Raw genomic sequence first — 23112 nt, 5'->3', positions numbered from 1 at the left:
ATAGGAGGATATAGATATGTTGCTAATACGTGCTATTATTAGACCAAGTCAAACAAATATCGTATTTTCAGAGCTAATGTCAGCAGGGTTTCCAGCAGTGACCAAATTAGATGTTTATGGGAGAGGGAAACAAAAAGGCTTGAAAGTAGGAGAAGTAATTTATGATGAAATCCCTAAAGACATGTTGTTGATGGTCATTCGAGATGAGGATAAAGATGATGTAGTAAAAATTATTATGAAGTATGCCAGAACAGGCGAAAATGGAAATTATGGTGATGGCAGAATCTTTATCTCCCCGGTGGAAGAGGCTTATACAATTAGTACCAAAAAAGCTGGTTTATAAAGGAGGCTGCTTATGAAAGAAATTCTTGCATTTATTCGTTCAAATAAGTTAAGTCAAACAAAAAACGCATTAACTAATGCAGGTTTTCCGGCATACACCTGTAGAAAAGTTATGGGAAGAGGAAAAAAAAGAATTGATCCGGCATTACTCCATCTTGCTATAGAAGAGGAAGAAATATCTTCCATACCAGTAGGCGAATACATAAATCATACTTCAAGATTAGTTCCTAAAAGATTATTTACGATAATTGTTCAGGATGAAGAAGTTAGAAATGTCATAGAAACAATTATTGAAGTAAATTCAGAAGGAAATCAAGGAGATGGAAAAATCTTTGTATTACCAATTTATGAATCGATCCGAGTAAGAGATGGGCAATTACAAACAGATTCCGAGACATATTAAGGAGGTGAAGGACATGAGTGTGATTAGAGAAGAAGTGCTGGATAAATATAGTGCAAAAGTATATAAAAACAGAAAGGAACACGTAATAACGGTTGGTGAAGGAAATCCAGATGTAGTTTCTGCAAATACAAGAGCAATACCAGGTATTATTACACAGAGGGGATGCTGCTTTGCAGGATGTAAAGGAGTTGTTCTAGGACCAATCAAAGATGCAGTCATAATCGTCCACGGGCCAATTGGATGTGCATTTTATACGTGGGGAACAAGACGGCATAAGGCAATTGCTGATGAAAGAAAAGGTGAGAAAGCAGACAGTTATCTTGAATACTGCTTTTCAACAGATATGCAGGAAGCGGATATTGTATTTGGAGGAGAAAAGAAATTAAAAAAAGCAATTATAGAAGCTATGGATATTATAAAACCGAAAGCCATTTTTATTTGTTCCACATGTCCGGTAGGTCTTATTGGAGATGATATACATGCAGTTGCAAAATGGGCAGAAGAGGAGTATGGAATAAAATGTATCGGATTTAGTTGTGAGGGTTATAAAGGGGTCAGTCAATCTGCAGGTCATCACATTGCAAACAATCAATTAATACGTCATATCATTGGAACCGGAGACAAAGAACCAGTATCCAAATATAGTGTGAATATTCTGGGTGAATATAATATTGGTGGTGATGGATGGGAAGTAGAAAAATTACTGAAACGTTGTGGAATTGAAGTAATCTCAATTTTTACAGGTGGTAGTAGTTATCGAGATATAAAAAACGCTCATTTGGCGGATTTAAATCTTGTGCAGTGCCATCGTTCTATTAATTACGTAGCGGATATGATGTATGATAAATATGGAACCGATTGGCTTAAAATTAATTTTATCGGTATAGAAAGCTGTAAAGAATCGTTAAGAGCTATAGGGGAATATTTTGGTGATATAGAACTTAAGGCAAGGATAGAAGAGGTGATTGCTGATGAAATAGGTAATATATTTGAAGAATTGACTTATTTAAAAAGTAAGTTAAAAGGGAAGACAGCAGCATTGTATGTAGGAGGATCAAGATCACATCATTATCAATTGTTATTGAAAGACTTTGGAATCAGAACAGTATTAGCGGGTTATGAATTTGCGCATAGAGATGATTATGAAGGGAGAACTGTAATTCCTGAAATTAAGCCGGATGCAGATACAAAAAATATAGAAAGTATAACAGTAGAACCAGATCCTAAATTTTATAAAGTCTTTTTATCAGAAGAGCAGAAAAATATATTAAAAGAAAAAGGTATTTTGCTTAATGATTATCCAGGTATGATACAAGATATGGACGAAGGTGCAATCATATGTGATGATTTAAATCATTTCGAAACCGAAGAATTTTTAAAAGTATTAAAACCGGATATTTTCTTCTCTGGAATTAAAGATAAATTTGTAATTCAAAAAAGTGGCTTTTTATCAAGACAGTTACATTCCTATGATTATAGCGGACCATATGCAGGATTTACGGGTTCCGTTATATTTGGAAACGATCTATTGATGGGATTATCAACACCAGCTTGGAGTTATATACATGCTCCATGGAAAAGTAATCCATGTCTGGAAGCGCGATTGGAGGTGGAAGAATATGCTTAATTATACAAATAAAAAAGTTTATGAAAGAACGGCTTTAAGAATTAATCCGGTAAAAACGTGTCAGCCGGTAGGGGCTATGTATGCTGCATTAGGGGTGCATCGATGTCTGCCCCATAGTCACGGCTCACAAGGCTGTTGTGCATTTCATAGAATGTTTTTAACGAGACATTTTAAAGAACCTGCCATGGCTTCTTCAAGTTCGTTCACTGAGGGGGCATCAGTATTTGGAGGTGGCAGCAATTTAAAAACAGCAGCTAAAAATATATTTGACTTATATGATCCTGATATCATTGCAGTTCATACTACATGTTTATCAGAGACGATCGGAGATGATTTGAATGCATTAATAACAGAAATGAAAATACCTGAAGGGAAATACATAGTTCATTGTAATACTCCAAGTTACAAAGGTTCACATATTGATGGTTATACAAATATGGTTTCAGGTTTTATTAATAATCTTGCAGAGAAAGGGGACGAAACTAATGGGAAAATATGTGTATTTCCGGGTTTTGTTAATCCGGGGGATGTTAGAGAATATAAACGTCTGTTAAATATAATGAAAATTCCTTTTACTATGCTTCCCGATACAAGTGGAGTTATGGATTCTCCAATGACAGGAAAGTTTGAAATGTATCCAAAAGGCGGCACGACAATAAAAGAGATAAAAGATATTGGTAATTGTACAATGTCATTAGCTTTAGGATTAAAAGCTTCTGAACCTTCTGCCCAGGTACTAGAGAAAAAATTAAAAATCCCATACAAATCGCTTGATTTACCAATGGGAGTTGAAGCAACTGATAAATTCATCATGACGCTTCAAGAGATTACAAAAGAAGAGATACCTTATTCAATAGAAGAAGAACGAGGACAGCTGGTAGATATTATGATAGATATACACCCATATACATATGGAAAGAAAGCAGCTATTTTCGGAGATCCAGATACTGTTTTGGGAATTACTGCATTTGTGCTGGAGCTTGGAATGATTCCCAAATATGTTGTAACAGGAACCCCTGGAACTGATTTTGTAGAAAGAGCAAATTTACTATTTAAAAAATTTGGAGTTGATGGATGTATAGCAAAAGAATCAGGTGATTTATTCTTAATGCATCAATGGATAAAAAATGAACCTGTTGATTTACTCATAGGTGGTTCTTATGGGAAACATATTGCAAGAGCTGAAGATATACCACTTGTAAGAATGGGATTTCCTATTATAGATCGTTATATACATTCTTATGTTCCACTTGTGGGATATAAAGGTGCAATGAGGATGGCAGAATTTATTACCAATGCATTAATGGATTATCAAGACAGCCATTGCAAGGAAGAAGATTTGGAAGTGGTTATGTAAAAGATATGTTTGAATAGAAAAAGAGTATTTTGACAAAGGAGTCAATATGCTCTTTTTTTGTTTATTGACTGTCATAAATAAAATAGGAAGGGAGTGATGATGTATGAATGTACCTATTCAAACAGAGTCTGATAGCAAAGTTTTAGAAGATAGAAAAAAATCAATTATATTTAAATATGAAGATGGATGTACCGGGAAAGGAATTCGTTGTGAAGTAGACAGTGTTTCTGGTGCGGTCAGTCAGAGAGCTTGTGTTTACTGTGGAGCCAGAGTTGTTTTAAATCCAATAACAGATGCATTTCATATTGTACATGGACCTATAGGTTGTGCTAGTTACACATGGGATATACGAGGAAGTTTAAGTAGTGGAGAAGATTTATACCGGAATAGCTTTTCTACTGATTTAAGAGAAAAAGATATCATATTTGGAGGAGAAAGAAAATTAGAAGCGGCACTGGAAGAGTTGATAAATAAATATAAACCAAAATTAATTTTTGTATATGCTACTTGTATTGTTGGAGTAATTGGTGATGATATTGATGCAGTCTGTAAAAAATTCTCAGATAAATATCAAATCCATGTAATTCCTGTAAAATCACCAGGATTTTCCGGAAATAAATCAACAGGTTATCGGATGGCATGTAATGCAATTATGCAAGTTTTAAACACTTATAAAGAACAGCCAAAGCAGAAAGGAATAAACATTTTAGGGGATTATAACCTTGCAGGAGAAATGTGGATTATTAAAAATTATATGAAACAAATTGGAATTCCGGTCATATCTACATTTACAGGAGATTCAAATTTGGAATCTATGAAAAAAGCATCAAGTGCAAGTTTGAATGTAGTTCAATGTGCCGGTTCCAGTACATATCTGGCAAATCAAATGAAAGATGCTATGGGAATACCATATATTAAAGTGAGTTTTTTTGGACTAGAGGATACAACAGCTTCTTTAATTCACATTGCAGAAGCACTAGGAGATGAAAAATTAAGAGAAAAAGCTATCATCTATTGCGAAAAAAAGCAGAAAGAGTTAGAGAGTACGATAGAACAATATCGTAAGAAGTTGTATGGAAAAAAAGCGGCTATTTATGTCGGAGGTGGATTTAAAGCAATATCTTTAATCCGTCAATTTAATACATTAGGGATTCATACGGTAGTAGTAGGCACCCAGACTGGAAAAAAAGAAGATTATGAGATAATTGAAAGCATTGTTGAAAAAGATACTGTGATTTTGGACGATGCAAATCCGTCCGAATTAGAAACTTTTATGAAAGAAAGAGTTGTAGATATATTAGTGGGTGGCGTTAAGGAAAGACCATTGGCATATAAAATGGGAATTGCATTTTGTGATCATAATCATGAAAGAAAGCATCCGCTTGCTGGTTTCGAAGGTGTTATTAATTTTATGAAAGAAATTAATGATAGTGTTAATAATCCGGTTTGGAATTATATCAGGCAATAAGGAGGAGACCATATGACGAAATCAAAGATAGAACCATTTGTGAATCTAAATGTAAATCCATGTAAAATGTGTATGCCGATGGGAGCAGTTACTGCTTTTTATGGAATCAAAGAATGCATTTCTATGCTGCATGGCTCTCAAGGATGCAGTACATATATCAGGAGACATATGGCGACTCATTATAACGAGCCGGTAGATATAGCGTCTTCTTCCCTTACGGAGCAGGGAACGGTTTATGGTGGTGAAAAAAATTTAATAAATGGGTTAAAAAATTTAATTGAACTATATCATCCTAAAGTAATAGGAGTGGCCACTACTTGTCTTGCAGAAACAATTGGAGAAGATGTGACACGTATCATTGAAAAATTTTACAGAGAGAATAAAGAGTATCAGGGAATTACCATCATTCCAGTAAATTCTCCGGGATATGGTGGAACTCAATACGAAGGATATTTTGGCGCATTAAGGACCATTCTTGAATTTGTACCTATGAATTGTGAAAAGAATAATAAGGTGAATGTTATTACTTCTATTTTAAGTCCTAAAGATACTAGGTTTTTAAAGAGAATGTTTCAATCTTTTGGAATAGATATAATTTTACTTCCTGATCTTTCAAGCAATTTGGATGGAGTGTTCAAAAAAACTTATGACAGACTTCCTTCCGGTGGAACATCGATCGAAGAAATTAAAGATATGGCAGGTGCTAAATTAACTCTGGAATTCATGAATTTAGAACTGGAAAGTTCACCTGGTAAGTATTTAGAAGAACAATTTGGAGTTCCTTACAGACGTCTCAATTTACCAATTGGTCTTAGAGATACAGATGCATTCATAAAGACTCTTTCTCAAATAAGTGGTAACGAAATTCCAGGGGAAATAGTTGAAGAAAGAGGACGCTATTTGGATGCTATGATAGATTCTCATAAATATAATGCAGAAGGAAGAGCTGTAATTTTTGGAGAGCCTGATTTTGTATGTTCAACTGTAAGATTATGTGTAGAAAATGGAATTATTCCATTAGTATCTGCTACTGGTACTACGAAGAAACAAATGAAAGAATTAATAGAGCAAGAAATAAAAGAAGTATATGAACGTTTTTTTATAAAAGATTATGAGATTATTGATGATGTGGATTTTAAAAAAATAGAGAATTTAACCGAGAAATTGGATGCAAATATATTAATAGGAAATTCAGATGGTAGAAGAATAGAAGAAAATTTACAGATACCTCTAGTACGTCGGGGGTTTCCAATACATGACCGGGTTGGTGGACAAAGGTTAATAATGTTGGGATATGAAGGTTCTCTTTCTTATCTGGATGATATTACGAATGCAATTTGCAGTAAGAAAGAAACAACCTTTAGAGATACTATTTATCAGACATATTTTGAAAATGCACATATTAACAATTTGAACATAGAGATAGAAGAAAAAACAAAAAAACATCCCTGTTTTAATGGGTGTGCATCAAATTCAGCGAGAATACATTTACCAGTTGCACCAAGATGTAACATTCAATGTAATTACTGTGTAAGAAAATTTGATTGTCCAAATGAAAGCCGCCCGGGAGTTACTACAAAAGTATTAACACCAGAAGAAGCCTTTGAAAAATATAAAATAGTTAAGTCAAAAATTGATAATCTAAATGTAGTTGGTATTGCAGGACCTGGTGATGCACTTGCTAATTTTGAAGAAACAAAAGAAACATTGAAATTGATTAGGGATTACGATAAGAATATTACATTTTGCCTTTCAACAAATGGTTTAATGTTGCCAAAGTATGCAAATGAGCTCTGTGATTTAGGTGTGAGTCATGTAACAGTAACTATAAATGCGGTAGATGTGAAAATAGGAGCTAAGATTTATCAATATGTTCATTATAATGGATTAAAGTTTGAAGGGGAAAGTGCAGCTGCCATTTTATTAGCAAATCAGCTAAGTGGTTTGCGTATTTTGGTTGGACGAGGTGTGATTTGTAAAGTAAACATAGTGACTTTAAAAGGAATAAATGATAAACATATACCGGATATTGTTAAAAAAGTAAAAGATATAGGATGTTATATCACAAATATTATGCCGTTTATAAAAGTCAAAGGAAGTAAATTCGAAAACCTAGAACCGGTCAGTAATAAAGAAGTAAATATAATTCGAAAAGAATGTGCTGATATCATGAAACAAATGTATCATTGTGTACAATGCCGTGCAGATGCAATAGGAACTCTGGATCAAGATAAATCCATAGAGTTCGAAATAGATAAGAAAAATAATATAAAACAAGATTTAACGGAAACATACCGCTTTGCGGTAGCGTCAAAAAGTGGTGTATTAGTTGATCAACATTTTGGACAAACACTAGAATTTCATATATATGATTATAAAGACGGCAGAGTTATTTATAAAGAAATAAGAGAAATAAATAATTATTGTCATGGAGAGGAAGTATGTGAAGAGTATGAAGACAAATTAGAGAAACTTCTACATATTATGAAAGATTGTAATGGGATAATTGCTATGAGAATTGGAGAAAACCTAAAAAACCGTTTACATGATAGAGGAATGAAAGTAATTGTAACTTACGATCGAATTGAAGAAGCAGTAAAATACGCCGTACAAAGTATGTAAATAAGATTCAGAAAATTAATGAGCATAAAAAAACCGAAAACGAAAAGGGGGTAAAATCATGATAAGAATTATAGATTCTACATTGGCAATGTTAGATAAATATGTTCCAACTAGAGAACAGATTCAGAAATTTTGTATCTTTATGAAAGAAATTGGAATTATTGATTTAGAAATTTCGAAACAAATATATAAAGAAATCAAAGAATTACCCAAAGGTTTTCGATTTTATATGCGTAAAGATTCTTTCGATAAGCAAATAGATTATCCCGGTATCTATAAATATTTTGCAAATCAAAGAAAGAATCAAGAAAAAGATATAAAAGAATCTCAAATGAACGATATTAAAGAAATTGTTCATTTGAGACTTCAGAAAGATACAAATCAAGTAAGAATAGTAGGGTTGGATGATATTTTTTTTCATGATTATCTTTACATTTTTGATGAAATAAAAAAAATATTTCACAAAGATAAAATCATTTTCTGTCCGGAAGATACTTATGGATGTGCAACAGGATTAGCAGTTGAATGGCTTTTAAATGGTGGAAAAGAAGTTACAACAACATTTGCAGGATGTGGCTGTCGGGCTGCTACAGAAGAAGTATATATAGCTATGTATATTGTAAAACGTTATAAACCTACTCAATCCTTAGATGTCTTAGTTAAAATTAAAAAATTATTTGAGGAAATTACAAATGAAAAAATATCAGATTTTAAACCTATTCTTGGTGAAAAAATCTTTCAAGTAGAATCAGGGATACATGTGGATGGGATTCTTAAAAATCCTGCAAACTATGAGGCATATCCTCCTGAAAAAGTTGGTCAAAAAACAGAAATTATTATAGGTAAACATTCAGGATGCAATTCAATTTTAATGAAATGTAACTATTTAGGGTTAAAAAAGCCAAATGATGAAAAATTAAATATATTATTAAAACAAATTAAATTGAGAAGTGTTGAAACTAGAAACAGCATCTCAGATATTGAATTTAAAAAAATATATAAGGAGGTAGTAGAAAATGAAGCAGCAAATTAAAATTGTAGACACTACCTTACGGGATGGGGAACAAAGACCGGGAATCGTACTCAATGTAGAAGATAAACTGGAGTTAGCTCAGATATTAGATGAAATTGGAATATTTGAAATAGAAGCAGGTACTCCAAGTATCGGAACAGAGGGAATTGATTATTATCTTCAAATAAGAGAGAAAGTTAAAAAGGCAAAAATTTCAGTATGGAGCAGGTCGAATACAAAAGATATCAAAAATGCAATTTTATGTAATCCGGATATTATTCATATCGGAATTCCAATATCATATGTACAAATATATAGTAAATTGAAAAAGAATAAAGTCTGGGTTCATAATAAAATATCAGAATGCATGGATTTGATTTTGTCAGAAAATATTCAAGTAACAATCGGATTTGAAGATGCATCAAGAGCTGATGAGGGATTTATGATAGAAACAGCAAAATTAATAAAGGATAATGGTGGCAACATACTTAGGATTGCAGATACAGTAGGGGTATTAACGCCTCAAAGAGCCTATCAGATCATTCGAAGAATCAAAGATAAAGTTGACTTGGAAATTGAGTATCATGGACATAACGATTTAGGGATGGCAGTTTCAAATTCAATTATGAGTGTAAAAGCTGGTGCCGGTTATATTGATTGTACTTTACTAGGAATAGGAGAGAGAAGTGGGAATTGTAATTTAAAAGAATTTGTAAAATCAACGAGCCATTTTTTTGAAGTGGGAATTGATAAAATGCGTTTATACTACGCTGAAAACATGTTACTAGATATCTTTCATAAAAAAGTGAATTGAAGAAGGTGGAATTATGAGCAATAAAGTTGCAATTTTAAAGGATAAGAACGAAAATATTACTGACATATACAATTTATCAAAGATTGACATTTATGAACGAAATACGATTTGGAAAATTAGTTATACAATAGATGATATTGAACCGATTATGACTAATTTAATTACAATAAGAATTTTTTTGGAACAAATTATGAAACAATTAAAAGATTGTAAAATTATAGTAGGGAAAACGATTGTAGGAATTCCTTTCCATATATTAGACAGGAATGGGTATGTTTTGTGTGAATCTGAAGCTTTTAGTATCAAATTATTGGACCAACTTTATTTTGATTATTGCTTAGAAGGAAAAAAAGATAATATCCAAGAATCAAAATATGTTCCAGGAGTTCCACAACCTTTTGACCATGATGGTAATTACTTTTTTGATTTTATAGAGGTGCAAAAATATAGACCTGAAATTACTTCTAAGAAAGCATTGATTCCCTTTCTGTCAAATGAATTATTTAAAACTTTGACAATACAATGTAGTCATATAATGCCATGGTTAGAGAGTTTTCTGAATTTAAAAAAATATCAATTTAAAATTAAAAGAGAACAGGGTAAATATTTAATTGTTATATTTTCTGACAAATTATAACATGATTTTTATAGTGTCACTTATAAAAGTGGCATTTTTTATTATTTAATGTTATAATTTATTAAATTTAGGAGGTAGGTTATGAGAGAACATTTAAAACAAAAATGTGAAATATTTGTAATAAATAAAAATATCATGAGCAAGAATTTTCCATGGGATTATTCAGCCTTTCATGCATTAAGTGCAAGTATTTATATGGAAAAAAATAGAGAGATTGATCCCAATGACATTAAATGGTGTAAAAAAGTAATAAAACAGAATACAGGAACATTTTCTAATTTCAAAAATACATCATTCTTAGCTCTGGCCTCTATGCTTTCTGTTTACGATGAACCAGAAGAAGAGTTTAAAAAGGTAAAGGAAATCTATCAACTTTTAAAGAAAGAATTTTATGGTTCCGCATATTTACCTTTATGCGCCATGATAATATCTGAATTGTCGGAACAAGAGGACTATGGAAGGGTGATACAGAAGGCAGCTGCAATATACAAGAATATGAAAAAAGAACATCCGTTCATTACTTCTAGTGAAGATGCCAGTTTTGCTGTTATGTTTGCATTAAGTTCGTTATCAGTTGAACGTGTAGGCATAGAAATGGAACAATGTTTTCGTCTGTTAAAGGGGAATTTCTTTTCTTCTAATGCTGTACAGAGTTTAAGTCATGTATTAACACTTGGCGAGGAAAGTGCCCAAGTAAAATGTGAAAGAACTATGAAGATCTTCAATTGTTTAAAAGAAAAGAAATATAAGTTCGGAACAGGGATTGAATTGTCAACCCTTGGTCTTCTTACATTAACTGGAGCAGATGTTGAAGAAATAGTTCAAAATGTAATAGAAGTCTATGAATTTTTAAAAGTAAGCAAAGGATTTGGTTCATTTTCTGTAGGAAAATCTTATAAATTAATGTATGCTGCCATGTTGGTGGCTAATGATTATAAAAATTTAAATAGTCATGTAATGTCAACAGCAGCCGTAACCAGTGTAACAAGTCTGGTTATTGCTGAACAGATAGCTATTATGGCTGCAGTTTCAAGTTGTGCTGCTGCTTCTAGTGCTAGTAGTTAAAAGATTTCTATAACATATAAAATTTTATTGACGTATATCCAAAAATTATAGAAAAATGTTTTAAAATTTAAAATAATGGAAATATTATCAGTATCACAAAGAACTTGGAGATAACTGATGGAAAAAGAATTGTTTGCAATATTATTAACTTTGTTTGCTGGTTTAGCAACAGGAATTGGTAGTTTATTCGCTATTATTGCAAAAAAGACAAATACTAGATTTTTGGCGGTATCCTTAGGTTTTTCAGCTGGAGTCATGATATATGTATCTATGATTGAAATATTTCAAAAAGCTCGAGAATCACTAAATTCGGTAGTAGGTGAAAATAATGCTGCGTGGTTGACTGTGATTTCTTTTTTTGGAGGCATATTATTAATAGCTATTATTGATAAGCTGATTCCATCGAATGAAAATGTTAAAGAAATTAGAAGAGTAGAAGAACTGCGTCATTCCACACCTGAAAAAAAATTAATGAGGATGGGTTCTGTTACCGCACTGGCGATTGGAATACATAACTTTCCGGAAGGTTTTGCAACTTTTATTTCCGGATTGCAGGGTGCATCTTTTGCTATTCCAATTGCATTTGCAATTGCAATTCACAATATTCCGGAAGGAATTGCGGTTTCAGTACCTATTTATCATGCAACAGGAAAACGAAAAAAAGCGTTTCTTTATTCGCTATTGTCTGGTTTAACGGAGCCTTTGGGAGCGTTAATCGGATATATATTTTTAAGAAGGTTTTTAAATGATATGATATTTGGTATTGTATTTGCATCTGTTGCAGGAATTATGATATTTATTTCATTAAATGAATTACTACCTGCTGCAATGGAGTATGGAAAACATGAATTGTCGATTTATGGACTTATTGGTGGGATGCTTTTTATAGCATTAAGTCTTCAAATTTTTATATAGTTTAGTAAAAGAAAAGTTAAATATTTAGAAAGCTGCTTGCTAAATAGGCAGCTTTATTTTATGATAGAGATAGATAGATTTAAAAATTGTTTTAATTCTTAATAAAATTTTAATAAAGTTATCATAATAGATTAAAGTCGAAATTTTACAATAAAATTGTAGTTTATATTTAAGTTATTATATGAGATAGGGGAAAATTATTTATGAAAGTGTTACTATATACAAAACAACTAAAAGTTGTATCCAAAAGCGGAGTAGGAAGAGCAATAGAAATGCAATTGGATTCCTTACGAAAAGCGGGAGTTGATATTACAACTGATGTTAATGAAGATTATGAAACAGTTCATGTTAATACAATATTCCCTTCGGATTATTTTATGGCGAAAAAAGCAAAACAGAAAGGGAAAGCGGTTGTTTATCATGCACATTCTACGAAAGAAGACTTTTGCAATTCTTTCAAAGGCTCTAATTTAATTGCGCCATTTTTTCAAAAATGGATCATGAAATGTTATCAGCTTGGTGATGTAATCTTGACACCTACAGAATATTCCAAAAGTTTATTAGAAGGATATGGAATCAAAAAGCCAATCATACCAATTTCAAATGGAATCGATACTCAGTTTTATAAGAAAGATTTAAAAAAAAGAAAACTATTCAGAGAACATTATAATATTGATGAAAACAGAAAAATAATAATGTCAGTTGGATTATATTTTGATAGAAAAGGAATCTTAGATTTTATAGAATTAGCAAAAAGAATGCCCGAATATACATTTTTTTGGTTTGGCTTTACACCTTATTATCAAATTCCGGGAAATATTAAAAGAGCAATTGAACATAGCCCCTCAAATTTAATTTTGCCAGGTTATGTTTCAAAAGAAGAAATTATAATGGCATATAATGGATGTGATTTGTTTTTATTTCCATCGAAAGAAGAGACAGAAGGAATTGTAGTATTGGAAGCTCTAGCTGCACAAATACCAGTATTGATAAGAGATATTCCGGTCTATAGTCACTGGTTAAAGAAAGAAGAAGATGTTTATAAAGCGTCTGATATTGAAGAATTTCAGTCCTTAGCAAAGAAAATCCTGGAAAATAAAATTAAAAATTTGACTTTAAATGGTTATCAAAGAGCTATTGAAAGAGATAGTAGGTTGCAAGCTGAAAAATTAAAAATGATCTATGAACGAGTGGGAGAAGACGCAAAGATATATTATGGAGGGGGAAATAATGAATAAGCCATTAATTAGACAAATGATAAATGTTATTACTGTATTAGGAATAATTTTTACAGTTGTGTTCTGTTTCTTAGGTTTTTACTTGGGATGGTTTAAAGATATAGATAGTTTTTCAAGACTCATTATCAAAACTGGAGGTCTTGGTGTTTTAGTATTTATTTTGATACAAATTATTCAAGTAGTTATACCAATAATACCTGGTGGTATAACAACAGTAGCCGGTGTTATATTATTTGGGCCGCTTTGGGGATTTGTATATAATTATTTAGGAATTGTATTAGGTTCTGTTATAAATTTTTTACTGGCAAGGCACTACGGTAAAGATTTTGTACAAGGTATAGTTTCACCTAAAACATATAATAAATATATTGGGTGGCTGGACAAAGGTAAAAAATTTGATAAATTTTTTGCTCTAGCAATTTTTTTTCCATGTGCTCCTGATGATTTTTTGTGTCAAATATCTGGTTTGACTAATATGTCATTTAAAAAATTTCTTACAATAATAGTATTAGGCAAGCCGGCTTCTATTTTTTTATATAGTATGACATTAGCTGGTGCATTTTCATGGTTACCAAAAGTAATTTGAAAGGGAGAGTAAAAGTGAAAATTTTAATTACTACAGATTTATATAAGCCACAAATTAATGGAGTTGTGACATCTATAATTAATCTTAGGTCAGAATTAGAAAAAGAAGGACACCAGGTTAAGATTTTAACTATTTCACCACAATTAACTTCTTTTGAAGAAGATGGTGTTTATTATATAAAGTCATTACCGATCGGTGTCTATCCGAATATTAGATTTCCTATATCATGTGGAATCAAATACATGAAAGAAATTATTGAGTGGAAACCGGAAGTCATTCATAGTCAATGTGAATTTTTTAGTTTTAATTTTGCCGTAAAGATATCAAAGGCAACGAAAGCTCCCATAGTGCATACTTATCATACTTTATATGAACAATATAGTAAGTATGTATTAGGAGGTAGAATCGTAACACCAAAACTGCTTGCCTTATTTTCAAAAGGAAGAATGAGAAGAGTGCAGACGGTGATTGCTCCATCCGAAAAAGTGTTAAAAAAACTAGAACAATATAGGGTGGATAGTCATATTGAAGTGATTCCAACAGGAATTAATTTAGATGAGTTTTACAGCGAAAAGAAAGAAGAAGATATTCAAAAATTGAAAAAGCAATACGGGCTGGATCATGATAAAAAAATAATATTAAGCCTTGGCAGATTAGGTTTTGAAAAACGAATAGATGAAATTATCAATGGGTTTTCGATGAATGAAAAATTAAAAAATATTGGTGTAATTTTAATTGTTGGAGATGGACCGGCTAGAATTTCATTAGAGCAATTAGCGAAAGAAAAAGGAGTAGATAAAAATATTATTTTTGTTGGAATGGTCTCTCCTAAAGATGTATCAAATTATTATAAAATGGCTGATTTATTTGTTTCTGCATCTACAAGTGAAACACAAGGGTTAACATATGTAGAAGCTGCAGCAAGTGGACTACCATTAGTCTGTAGATATGATCCTTGTGTTGAGGACTTAATAGAACAAGGTGAAAACGGTTATGTATATCATTCAATGGATGAACTATCTGTTTGTTTAGAAAAATCTTTAACAGATGAAAAAATTATTAACATTGCAAATGTTAAAAGTAAGGATTTAGCAAATAAGTTTGGTAAAGAATATTTTGGACAACAAATTGAAGATGTTTATCGACAATCTGTTCAATATAGAAAAAAATCATATCAAATTGTAAGAAATTATGTGTAATATATATTGGTGAATTGATTGTAATGTTGTAGAAATTTATATATTTTCTCCCCGAAATCGAAAAATAGGGTTACTTTTTTAGAAATATATGATATAATTAACTAAAATTTTCGACAAAGGAGAGATTTCATGAATTCTAAAGAAGGTGCTATAATAAAGGAGCAAATAAGCCATGCGAAGAATGAAATTGAGTTTGAAGATACAAATACAATACAAGAAATTACGGAAAATAAAGCTGTGAATTCAAAATCAGTTACAGATAAAGGAGATAAAAAGAAATATCCGAAATCTAAAAAAAAGAGAAAAAGTAATACCGGCTTTTTGAAAGCAAAGACATCAATCAGAGCAAAACTTATCGGTACTATTATACCGGTTATTATTATAGCGATAGTTTTAATTATTTCAATTGCTTATATGAGAGCTAAAAATATTATTCAAAGTTCAGCTGAAGAGTTATTAAATGTTTCTACTGGTGAACAAGTCAATCAGATTGATGCTTGGTTAGAACAAAAATTAGCCACATTTCAAGCAGCAAAAGTCGCCATTGAAGCAACAGACGGATCTGATAAAGCAATTACGTCAATTTTGGATCAATTCTATGGATATGACTCAGCTTTTCCAGAAGGATTATATGTTGGTACTGAGTCGGGGAAAATGTTAAAAGCAGCAAAATCCAACAAATCCGCAGTAGGGAATATGAAAGAAACAAATTGGTTCATCGAAGGAACAACAAGGTTCAACATGGGTTATGGTACTCCTTATGTACAAGAAGATACAGGTGTCAATACGATTAGTGCATCTTGTTCATTGTTAAATAAATCAGGAGAATCTTCAGTTTTGTCTTGCGATGTAGCATTAGAAAGAATCAGTATTATTGTTAATTCACTTATTTCGATGGATGGAGCAAAATCATTTTTATTAGATAGAGATGCAGGCGTTATTATTTCACATAGTGATGGGAAATTAGTAAATACAAGCTATACTGGTAGTAAGGATCCTATTATTTCATTTGCCGAAAATAGAATAAAATCAGGAGACTATTCAATCGGAAATACCAATGGTTATATGGTATCGATGAAAGAAACTTCAAGAACTAATTGGGTTTTAGTTTCCTATATACCTGAGTCTGTAGTTCTTGCGGACATTCAGAACCTTCGAGTATTTATGATTATAATTGCTGTAGTTTTCATGATTATTCTTGTAGTGTTAACGGAAAGAGTTATTAATTACGTTATCCGCCCTGTTAAAAAACTTACAAAAACGATTGTAGCAATGACAGAAGGAGACTTTACTGTTGCTGTTGAAACAAAAGGTTCAGATGAAATAGCAGTCATGTCTCGAAGTATAGAAAAGTTTGTTCAGGTGATGCGTGGAATGATTTCAGATATTATAATGATTTCCAAGCAATTAAATAATCAGGCTGAAAACAGTAGTTATGTCTCAGAGGATTTATATGATTCAGCAAAAACGCAGTCATCATCAATGGAAAACTTAAATGCAACGGTTGATGAATTAGCACATTCAGTCAATGAAATAGCAGAAAATGCGACATCTCTTGCTATGGTGGTTGCGCAAACCGGTGAAGATGGTGGAATTGTAAACAAGAAGATGTCTGAAACGGTTGAAGTGTCTGAAGAAGGCAGAAGAGATATGGAAAAAGTAAATGTAGCTATGGAAGAAATACAGACTTCATTTACTTCTTTAGAAGCACAGGTGAATAAAGTTGGTATTTCGACACAAGAAATAACCAATATTGTAGGTTTAATTGGAAATATAGCAGAAGAGACGAATCTTCTAGCATTAAATGCTTCAATAGAAGCGGCAAGAGCCGGGGAAGCTGGAAGAGGTTTTGCGGTAGTTGCAACGGAAATTGGAAAATTGGCGAATACAAGTGCAGCGGCAGTACAAGATATATCCAGTTTGATAGAAGGAATTCGTGAACTAGTTGATGGTACAGTTAAACAGGCAAATGACAGTGCCAATAGCATCAAACAGAGTAGTACCATGATTACTACTGCTCTAGAAACATTTGATTCTATTTATGAAACAGTTAAATCTACTAATGTAATTATTCAAGGCATGATAGAGAAAGTAAAAAGAGTAGATGATGTGGCTACGAATGTGGCAGCAATTACACAGCAACAGGCAGCAAGTTCAGAAGAAATATTAGCAACTTCAGATTCCATGTTAACTCATGCAATGAGTATAACTGGTAATAGTGAGAAGGTAGCAACAGATGCTGTAGATCTTGCATCAACTGCAGAGCGACTTGAAAAACAAATTTCAACTTTTAAAATATAAATGATTAATAATAAACTATAAGAAGCTAGGGCAGTTTTTGTATAAACTGCTCTATTTATTTTGAAAAATGTAGAAAAAGCAAGAAAGTATTTACTATAAAAGGCATAAAACTATTGAATAATTTGGTTATAGTTGATACAATGTATATTGGTGGCAAATGGTTATTAAATAATATAAATAGAAAGATGGAGGGCTGAACAATGAGTAATAAAACATCAAACTCAGCAAGCAAAAGAATAAGAGCTTTACTTGATGAGAATAGTTTTGTTGAAATTGGTGGATTGATTACAGCAAGAGCAACAGATTTTAACTTACAGCAAAAAGAAACACCTGCAGATGGTGTGATTACAGGTTATGGTGTGATTGACGGAAATTTAGTATATGTTTATAGTCAAGATGCAGCTGTTTTAAATGGCTCTATTGGCGAAATGCATGCTAAAAAAATAGTTAATATTTATGATTTAGCAATGAAAGTAGGAGCGCCTGTTATTGGTTTGATAGATTGCGCAGGGCTTAGATTACAAGAAGCGACAGATGCGTTAAATGCATTTGGTGAAATATATTTAAAACAAGCATTAGCATCAGGTGTAATCCCTCAAATCACAGGTATTTTTGGAACTTGTGGTGGTGGTCTTGCTCAAATTCCAGGCCTGACAGACTTTACATTTATTGAGGAAACGAATGGAAAATTATTTGTTAACTCTCCAAATGCAATTGATAATAATGAAATTTCCAAATGCAATAGTTCGTCTGCGAAATTCCAAAGTGAAGAAACAGGGCTGATAGATGTAGTGGCGGACGAAGATTCTATTTTGGAGCAAATGAGACAATTGATCACTCTGATTCCTGCAAATAATGAAGACGATATGTCTTATGAAGAGTGTACAGATGATTTGAACAGGATATGTCAGGATTTAGAAAATGCAGTAGGTGATACTGGAATTCTTCTGAAAAGTATTTCGGATAATAATATGTTTTTTGAGACCAAAGCTGATTATGCAAAAGAAATGGTGACCGGCTTTATTAAGTTAAATGGAATTACGGTTGGTGCAGTAGCAAATCGTACAGAAATCTATACAGATGACATGAGCAAATCAAATGAATTTGATGCTGAATTAACACCAGAAGGTTGTGAGAAAGCGGCAGATTTTGTGAATTTTTGCAATGCGTTTAATATACCAGTATTAACTTTGACGAATGCCATAGGATTTAAAGCAACCATAGAATCTGAAAAAAAGATAGCAAAGGCAGTAAGTAAGCTTACATATGCTTTCGCAAATGCAACAATTCCAAAAGTAAATGTAATTATAGGTGCTGCTTTTGGCAGTGCATATGTGGCAATGAATAGTAAAGCCATAGGCTGTGATTTGACATTTGCATGGACTTCATCAAAAGTTGGAATGATGGATGCGAAATTAGCTGCAAAAATTATGTATGCAGATGAAGATGCAGCAGTGATAAATGAAAAAGCTTCAGAATATGAAGAACTTCAAACAAGTGCATCTTCTGCTGCCAAAAGAGGATATGTAGATAATTTAATAAATGCCGAAGATACGAGAAAATATGTTATAGGAGCTTTCGAGATGTTATTTGCGAAGAGAGAAGAGCGTCCTGGCAAAAAGCATGGAACAGTTTAGCGAGGTGAAATCAGAATGAAAAAAATAAGATTCATATTATGCTTATTGGTCTTTTGTTTTATTATGACGGCTTGTGGCAATAAGAAAGAATCTGCTGCCGATCAAGACTTTAACGGAAAAACAAAACAAGAATTGCAAGGTTCTTCTGAAAAATTATTAAATGAATTGATAGAAATCCCTGATGAAGAATTAAATAATTATTTAAAATCTAATGACAAGTTAACTATAGAATTGGTTGAATCGTGGATAAAAATTAAGGACAAAGTAGGAAAAAGAGTAGGCATCGAAAAATTTGAGGTTAGTGAATCAGGTCATAATGTCACAACAATTTTAACAGAGAATTTTGAAAAGAAACCTGTAACATTAACAATAACTTATAATTCTAAAATGGAAGTCAAGTCACAAAATACAGATATTGTATATACAAAAAGTGAAATTATAGAAAAAGCATTTTTAAATATTTTGATGATTCTGGGAATCGTATTTTCAGTATTAATCATAATTTCTATTATCATAAGTTTCTTTGGCTTAATACCTAAAATTCAGAATGTTTTAAAAAAGGATACTGATATTGATGATATAATAATAGAACAAGAAACTGTTGTAATAAAAGAGGAACTAAATTTAGTAGATGATTTAGAGTTGGTAGCAGTTATTTCGGCTGCAATAGCAGCTTCAACAGGAACTTCTATAGATAGTTTTGTAGTCAGAACCATAAAGCGTAGAAATAATAAGTGGCAGAAAGCCTAGAGAATGGAGGATATAATAATGAAAAATTATAGAATTACAGTAAATGGAACCGTATATGATGTAACGGTAGAAGAAAGTAGTGGTACTCCTGTTGCAGCAACTCAGAAAGCATCTCAAACAGTAGAAACAGCAAGACCTGCATCTTCAGCACCAGCTGCACCGGCAAAACCTGCAGCAGCACCGAAAGCAAAAGGGACAACAGGGGGAATCAGAGTTGAAGCAGGTGCGGCTGGAAAAATATTTAAAATTGAATCCAGTGTTGGTCAAGTTGTAAAAGCAGGGGATTCCATAGTGATCCTGGAAGCTATGAAAATGGAAATTCCGGTAGTTGCTCCTCAAGACGGGACAATTGCAAGTATTGATGTAGTGGTTGGTGATTCTGTAGAAGCCGGCGCATTATTAGCTACATTAAACTAGGATAAGTATTTTCCTTTTCCCAATCTAACAAAAGTGGAGGTTTAGAGATGGAATATGTTACACAAACAATAGGAAATCTAATACATGAGACAGCATTTTTTAATTTAACATGGGGGAATTATCTTATGGTTGTCGTAGCATTGGTTTTCCTATATTTAGCGATTAGAAAAGAGTATGAACCATTGCTTTTAGTACCAATAGCATTTGGTATGCTTTTAGTGAATTTATATCCGGATATAATGCTTACAATTGAACAATCGGATAATGGAGTAGGTGGGTTACTTCATTACTTTTATTTATTAGATGAGTGGTCTATTCTTCCATCACTGATATTCCTTGGTGTTGGTGCTATGACAGATTTCGGCCCATTAATTGCAAATCCAAAGAGTTTTTTGCTCGGTGCTTCTGCACAGGTAGGTATATTAGTGGCTTATTTACTTGCGATTTGGATGGGATTTAATGATAAAGCTGCAGCCGCTATATCAATTATTGGAGGCGCAGATGGACCAACTTCAATCTTTTTGGCTGGTAAATTAGGTCAGACAGGATTGATGGGACCTATAGCCGTTGCTGCATATTCATATATGTCATTGGTACCTATTATTCAACCGCCTATTATGAAATTATTGACCACAGAAAAAGAAAGAAAAATTAAAATGGAACAATTAAGACCGGTTTCAAAATTAGAAAAAATATTGTTTCCAATTATTGTTACAATTGTAGTTGTAATGATTTTACCATCTACCGCACCATTGGTTGGTATGTTGATGCTTGGAAATTTATTTAAAGAGAGTGGCGTAGTTAGACAATTGACAGAAACAACTTCAAATGCACTTATGTATATTGTAGTAATATTCCTTGGTACTTCAGTAGGTGCTACAACAAGTGCAGAGGCTTTTTTAAATAAAAGTACGCTTCAAATTGTGGTATTAGGTTTGGTTGCTTTTTCGACCGGAACAGCTGGAGGTGTTTTGTTAGGTAAACTTATGTGTTTCGTTACAGGAGGAAAAGTAAATCCTCTTATTGGATCTGCAGGTGTTTCAGCTGTACCAATGGCGGCGAGAGTTTCTCAAAAAGTTGGTGCAGAAGCGGATCCGACGAATTTTTTGTTAATGCATGCAATGGGACCAAATGTAGCAGGTGTTATTGGTACAGCAGTTGTAGCAGGAACATTTATGGCTATTTTTGGAGTATAATGGAAAGGTGGAACAAAAATGTCAGAACAAGCTAAAAAATCAGTAAAGATTACTGAGACTATATTACGGGATGCACATCAATCTTTGATTGCTACCAGAATGACAACAGAACAAATGCTGCCTATAATTGAGAAAATGGATAAAGTAGGATACCATGCAGTTGAATGTTGGGGAGGTGCTACTTTTGATGCTTCGTTAAGATTTTTAAAAGAAGATCCATGGGATAGATTAAGAAAATTAAGGACAGGATTTAAAAATACGAAACTCCAAATGCTTTTTAGAGGTCAGAATATACTAGGGTATCGTCATTATGCAGATGATGTAGTTGAGTATTTTGTACAAAAATCAATTGCTAATGGTATTGATATCATTCGTATATTCGATTGTCTGAATGATATACGTAATTTGGAAACTGCGGTTAGGGCTACCGTAAAAGAAAAAGGTCATGCTCAAATTGCATTATCTTATACTTTAGGAGATGCTTATACTATAGATTATTGGACAAATATTGCAAAACGTGTTGAGGATATGGGTGCAGATTCTTTGTGTATCAAGGATATGGCAGGTCTCTTAATTCCATACGAGGCAGAAAAGTTAGTGAAGGCTTTAAAAGAAATGGTTAAAATACCAGTTGAACTGCATACACATTACACAAGTGGAGTTGCTTCTATGACTTACTTAAAAGCTGTTGAGGCAGGTTGTGATATTATTGATACTGCAATTTCACCATTTGCATTAGGTACCAGCCAGCCTGCTACAGAAGTTATGGTCGAAACATTCAAAGGTACAGAGTATGATACAGGACTTAATCAGAACTTATTGGCTGAAATTGCAGATTATTTCAGACCTATTAGAGATGAAGCCTTAGAAAGCGGATTGTTGAATCCAAAAGTGATGGGTGTAGATATAAAAACGCTTTTATATCAAGTTCCAGGCGGTATGTTATCCAATATGGTATCCCAATTAAAAGAACAAAATGCGGAAGATAAATATTATGAAGTATTGCAAGAGATACCACGAGTACGTAAAGATTTGGGTGAACCACCATTAGTAACCCCATCCAGTCAAATTGTTGGGACACAAGCAGTTTTTAATGTATTAATGGGTGAGCGATACAAAATGGCCACAAAAGAAACAAAAGCAGTATTACGAGGTGAATATGGTCAAACTGTCAAACCATTTGATACAGAAGTTATGGAAAAAGTGATTCCGGGAGAAGAAGTTATTACATGTCGTCCAGCCGATAAAATTCCACCTGAATTAGAAAAAATTGAAGCTGAAATGGCAGAATGGAAGGAACAGGATGAAGATGTACTTTCCTATGCACTATTTCCTCAGGTAGCTACTGAGTATTTTAAATATCGTCAGGCGCAAAAAACAAAAGTGGATCCATTTGCAGCTGATTTAGAAAGTGGTTCTTATCCTGTATAAATAAAAAATTAATTGAAGAGGTCTAATTATGTTTGGATATACAAAAATCGATTAGACTTCTTTTTTTAATTTACCCGGAATTATACGAAACTAAA

At 32.6% G+C, this 23112-nt stretch carries 20 protein-coding genes; all 20 read left to right on the top strand.

Translation table 11 applies throughout. From position 1 onward, the window contains the following. The first annotated feature begins 16 nt into the window (after positions 1-16). The 20 genes from DWV06_RS12370 to DWV06_RS12275 all read left to right on the top strand — a co-directional run bounded on the left by DWV06_RS12370 (position 17) and on the right by DWV06_RS12275 (position 23017). The gene (locus DWV06_RS12370) at positions 17-343 is read left to right on the top strand and encodes a P-II family nitrogen regulator (protein WP_115482488.1); all 327 of its coding nucleotides are present in this window, start codon (positions 17-19) and stop codon (positions 341-343) included. A 12-nt stretch (positions 344-355) separates the two neighbouring features. Continuing rightward, on the top strand, positions 356-745 hold the full coding sequence (locus DWV06_RS12365; protein ID WP_115482487.1) for a P-II family nitrogen regulator: 390 nt from the start codon (positions 356-358) through the stop codon (positions 743-745). 13 nt (positions 746-758) lie between these two features. Beyond that, positions 759-2372, top strand: coding sequence for a nitrogenase component I subunit alpha (locus DWV06_RS12360; protein WP_115482486.1), 1614 nt, complete (start codon positions 759-761; stop codon positions 2370-2372). Then, entirely contained in the window at positions 2365-3729 is a 1365-nt protein-coding gene (gene nifK / locus DWV06_RS12355; RefSeq protein ID WP_115482485.1) for a nitrogenase molybdenum-iron protein subunit beta, read from the top strand. The genes DWV06_RS12360 and nifK overlap by 8 nt, the downstream gene beginning before the upstream one ends. A 103-nt stretch (positions 3730-3832) precedes the next feature. After that, on the top strand, positions 3833-5197 hold the full coding sequence (nifE, locus tag DWV06_RS12350) for a nitrogenase iron-molybdenum cofactor biosynthesis protein NifE (RefSeq protein WP_193726021.1): 1365 nt from the start codon (positions 3833-3835) through the stop codon (positions 5195-5197). A gap of 12 nt (positions 5198-5209) precedes the next feature. After that, entirely contained in the window at positions 5210-7819 is a 2610-nt protein-coding gene (gene nifB, locus DWV06_RS12345) for a nitrogenase cofactor biosynthesis protein NifB (protein ID WP_115482484.1), read from the top strand. A 58-nt stretch (positions 7820-7877) separates the two neighbouring features. Next, positions 7878-8852 carry a homocitrate synthase/isopropylmalate synthase family protein gene (locus DWV06_RS12340; protein WP_115482483.1) on the top strand — a complete coding sequence of 325 codons (975 nt, stop codon included), beginning with the start codon at positions 7878-7880 and terminating at the stop codon, positions 8850-8852. Next, on the top strand, positions 8836-9645 hold the full coding sequence (locus tag DWV06_RS12335) for a beta/alpha barrel domain-containing protein (RefSeq protein WP_115482482.1): 810 nt from the start codon (positions 8836-8838) through the stop codon (positions 9643-9645). The genes DWV06_RS12340 and DWV06_RS12335 overlap by 17 nt, the downstream gene beginning before the upstream one ends. A gap of 13 nt (positions 9646-9658) precedes the next feature. Continuing rightward, on the top strand, positions 9659-10282 hold the full coding sequence (locus tag DWV06_RS12330; RefSeq protein WP_115482481.1) for a Fe-only nitrogenase accessory AnfO family protein: 624 nt from the start codon (positions 9659-9661) through the stop codon (positions 10280-10282). An 81-nt stretch (positions 10283-10363) separates the two neighbouring features. Further along, positions 10364-11347: a DUF4003 family protein gene (locus tag DWV06_RS12325; protein WP_115482480.1), complete on the top strand. Its 984-nt coding sequence runs from the start codon at positions 10364-10366 to the stop codon at positions 11345-11347. Positions 11348-11464: 117 nt separating this feature from the next. Next, entirely contained in the window at positions 11465-12262 is a 798-nt protein-coding gene (gene zupT / locus DWV06_RS12320) for a zinc transporter ZupT (protein ID WP_115482479.1), read from the top strand. A gap of 203 nt (positions 12263-12465) precedes the next feature. Beyond that, positions 12466-13500 (top strand): glycosyltransferase family 4 protein, encoded by a 1035-nt coding sequence (locus DWV06_RS12315; RefSeq protein ID WP_193726020.1) that lies wholly within the window; start codon positions 12466-12468, stop codon positions 13498-13500. After that, positions 13493-14086 (top strand): TVP38/TMEM64 family protein, encoded by a 594-nt coding sequence (locus tag DWV06_RS12310; RefSeq protein WP_115482478.1) that lies wholly within the window; start codon positions 13493-13495, stop codon positions 14084-14086. Before DWV06_RS12315 ends, DWV06_RS12310 begins: the two co-directional genes overlap by 8 nt. Before the next feature lie 14 nt (positions 14087-14100). Further along, on the top strand, positions 14101-15285 hold the full coding sequence (locus DWV06_RS12305; protein WP_162300627.1) for a glycosyltransferase family 4 protein: 1185 nt from the start codon (positions 14101-14103) through the stop codon (positions 15283-15285). 129 nt (positions 15286-15414) lie between these two features. After that, entirely contained in the window at positions 15415-17586 is a 2172-nt protein-coding gene (locus DWV06_RS12300; RefSeq protein WP_235828956.1) for a methyl-accepting chemotaxis protein, read from the top strand. 200 nt (positions 17587-17786) lie between these two features. Next, positions 17787-19223, top strand: coding sequence for an acyl-CoA carboxylase subunit beta (locus DWV06_RS12295; RefSeq protein WP_115482476.1), 1437 nt, complete (start codon positions 17787-17789; stop codon positions 19221-19223). Positions 19224-19238: 15 nt separating this feature from the next. Next, entirely contained in the window at positions 19239-19973 is a 735-nt protein-coding gene (locus DWV06_RS12290) for an OadG family transporter subunit (protein WP_115482475.1), read from the top strand. 18 nt (positions 19974-19991) lie between these two features. Next, positions 19992-20390, top strand: a complete 399-nt coding sequence (locus DWV06_RS12285) for a biotin/lipoyl-containing protein (RefSeq protein WP_115482474.1) — start codon at positions 19992-19994, stop codon at positions 20388-20390. Between the two features lie 47 nt (positions 20391-20437). Beyond that, a complete protein-coding gene (locus DWV06_RS12280) occupies positions 20438-21586 on the top strand; it encodes a sodium ion-translocating decarboxylase subunit beta (protein ID WP_115482473.1) in 1149 nt (382 codons plus the stop codon). 18 nt (positions 21587-21604) lie between these two features. Beyond that, on the top strand, positions 21605-23017 hold the full coding sequence (locus DWV06_RS12275) for an oxaloacetate decarboxylase subunit alpha (RefSeq protein ID WP_115482472.1): 1413 nt from the start codon (positions 21605-21607) through the stop codon (positions 23015-23017). The last annotated feature ends 95 nt before the right edge of the window (positions 23018-23112 follow it).

It is taken from the genome of Anaerosacchariphilus polymeriproducens (genome assembly GCF_003363435.1).
In the GTDB taxonomy this organism is placed as follows: domain Bacteria; phylum Bacillota; class Clostridia; order Lachnospirales; family Lachnospiraceae; genus Anaerosacchariphilus; species Anaerosacchariphilus polymeriproducens.
The sequence above is the reverse complement of the archived record's forward strand: the minus strand, read 5'-3'. Positions and strand labels throughout refer to the sequence as shown.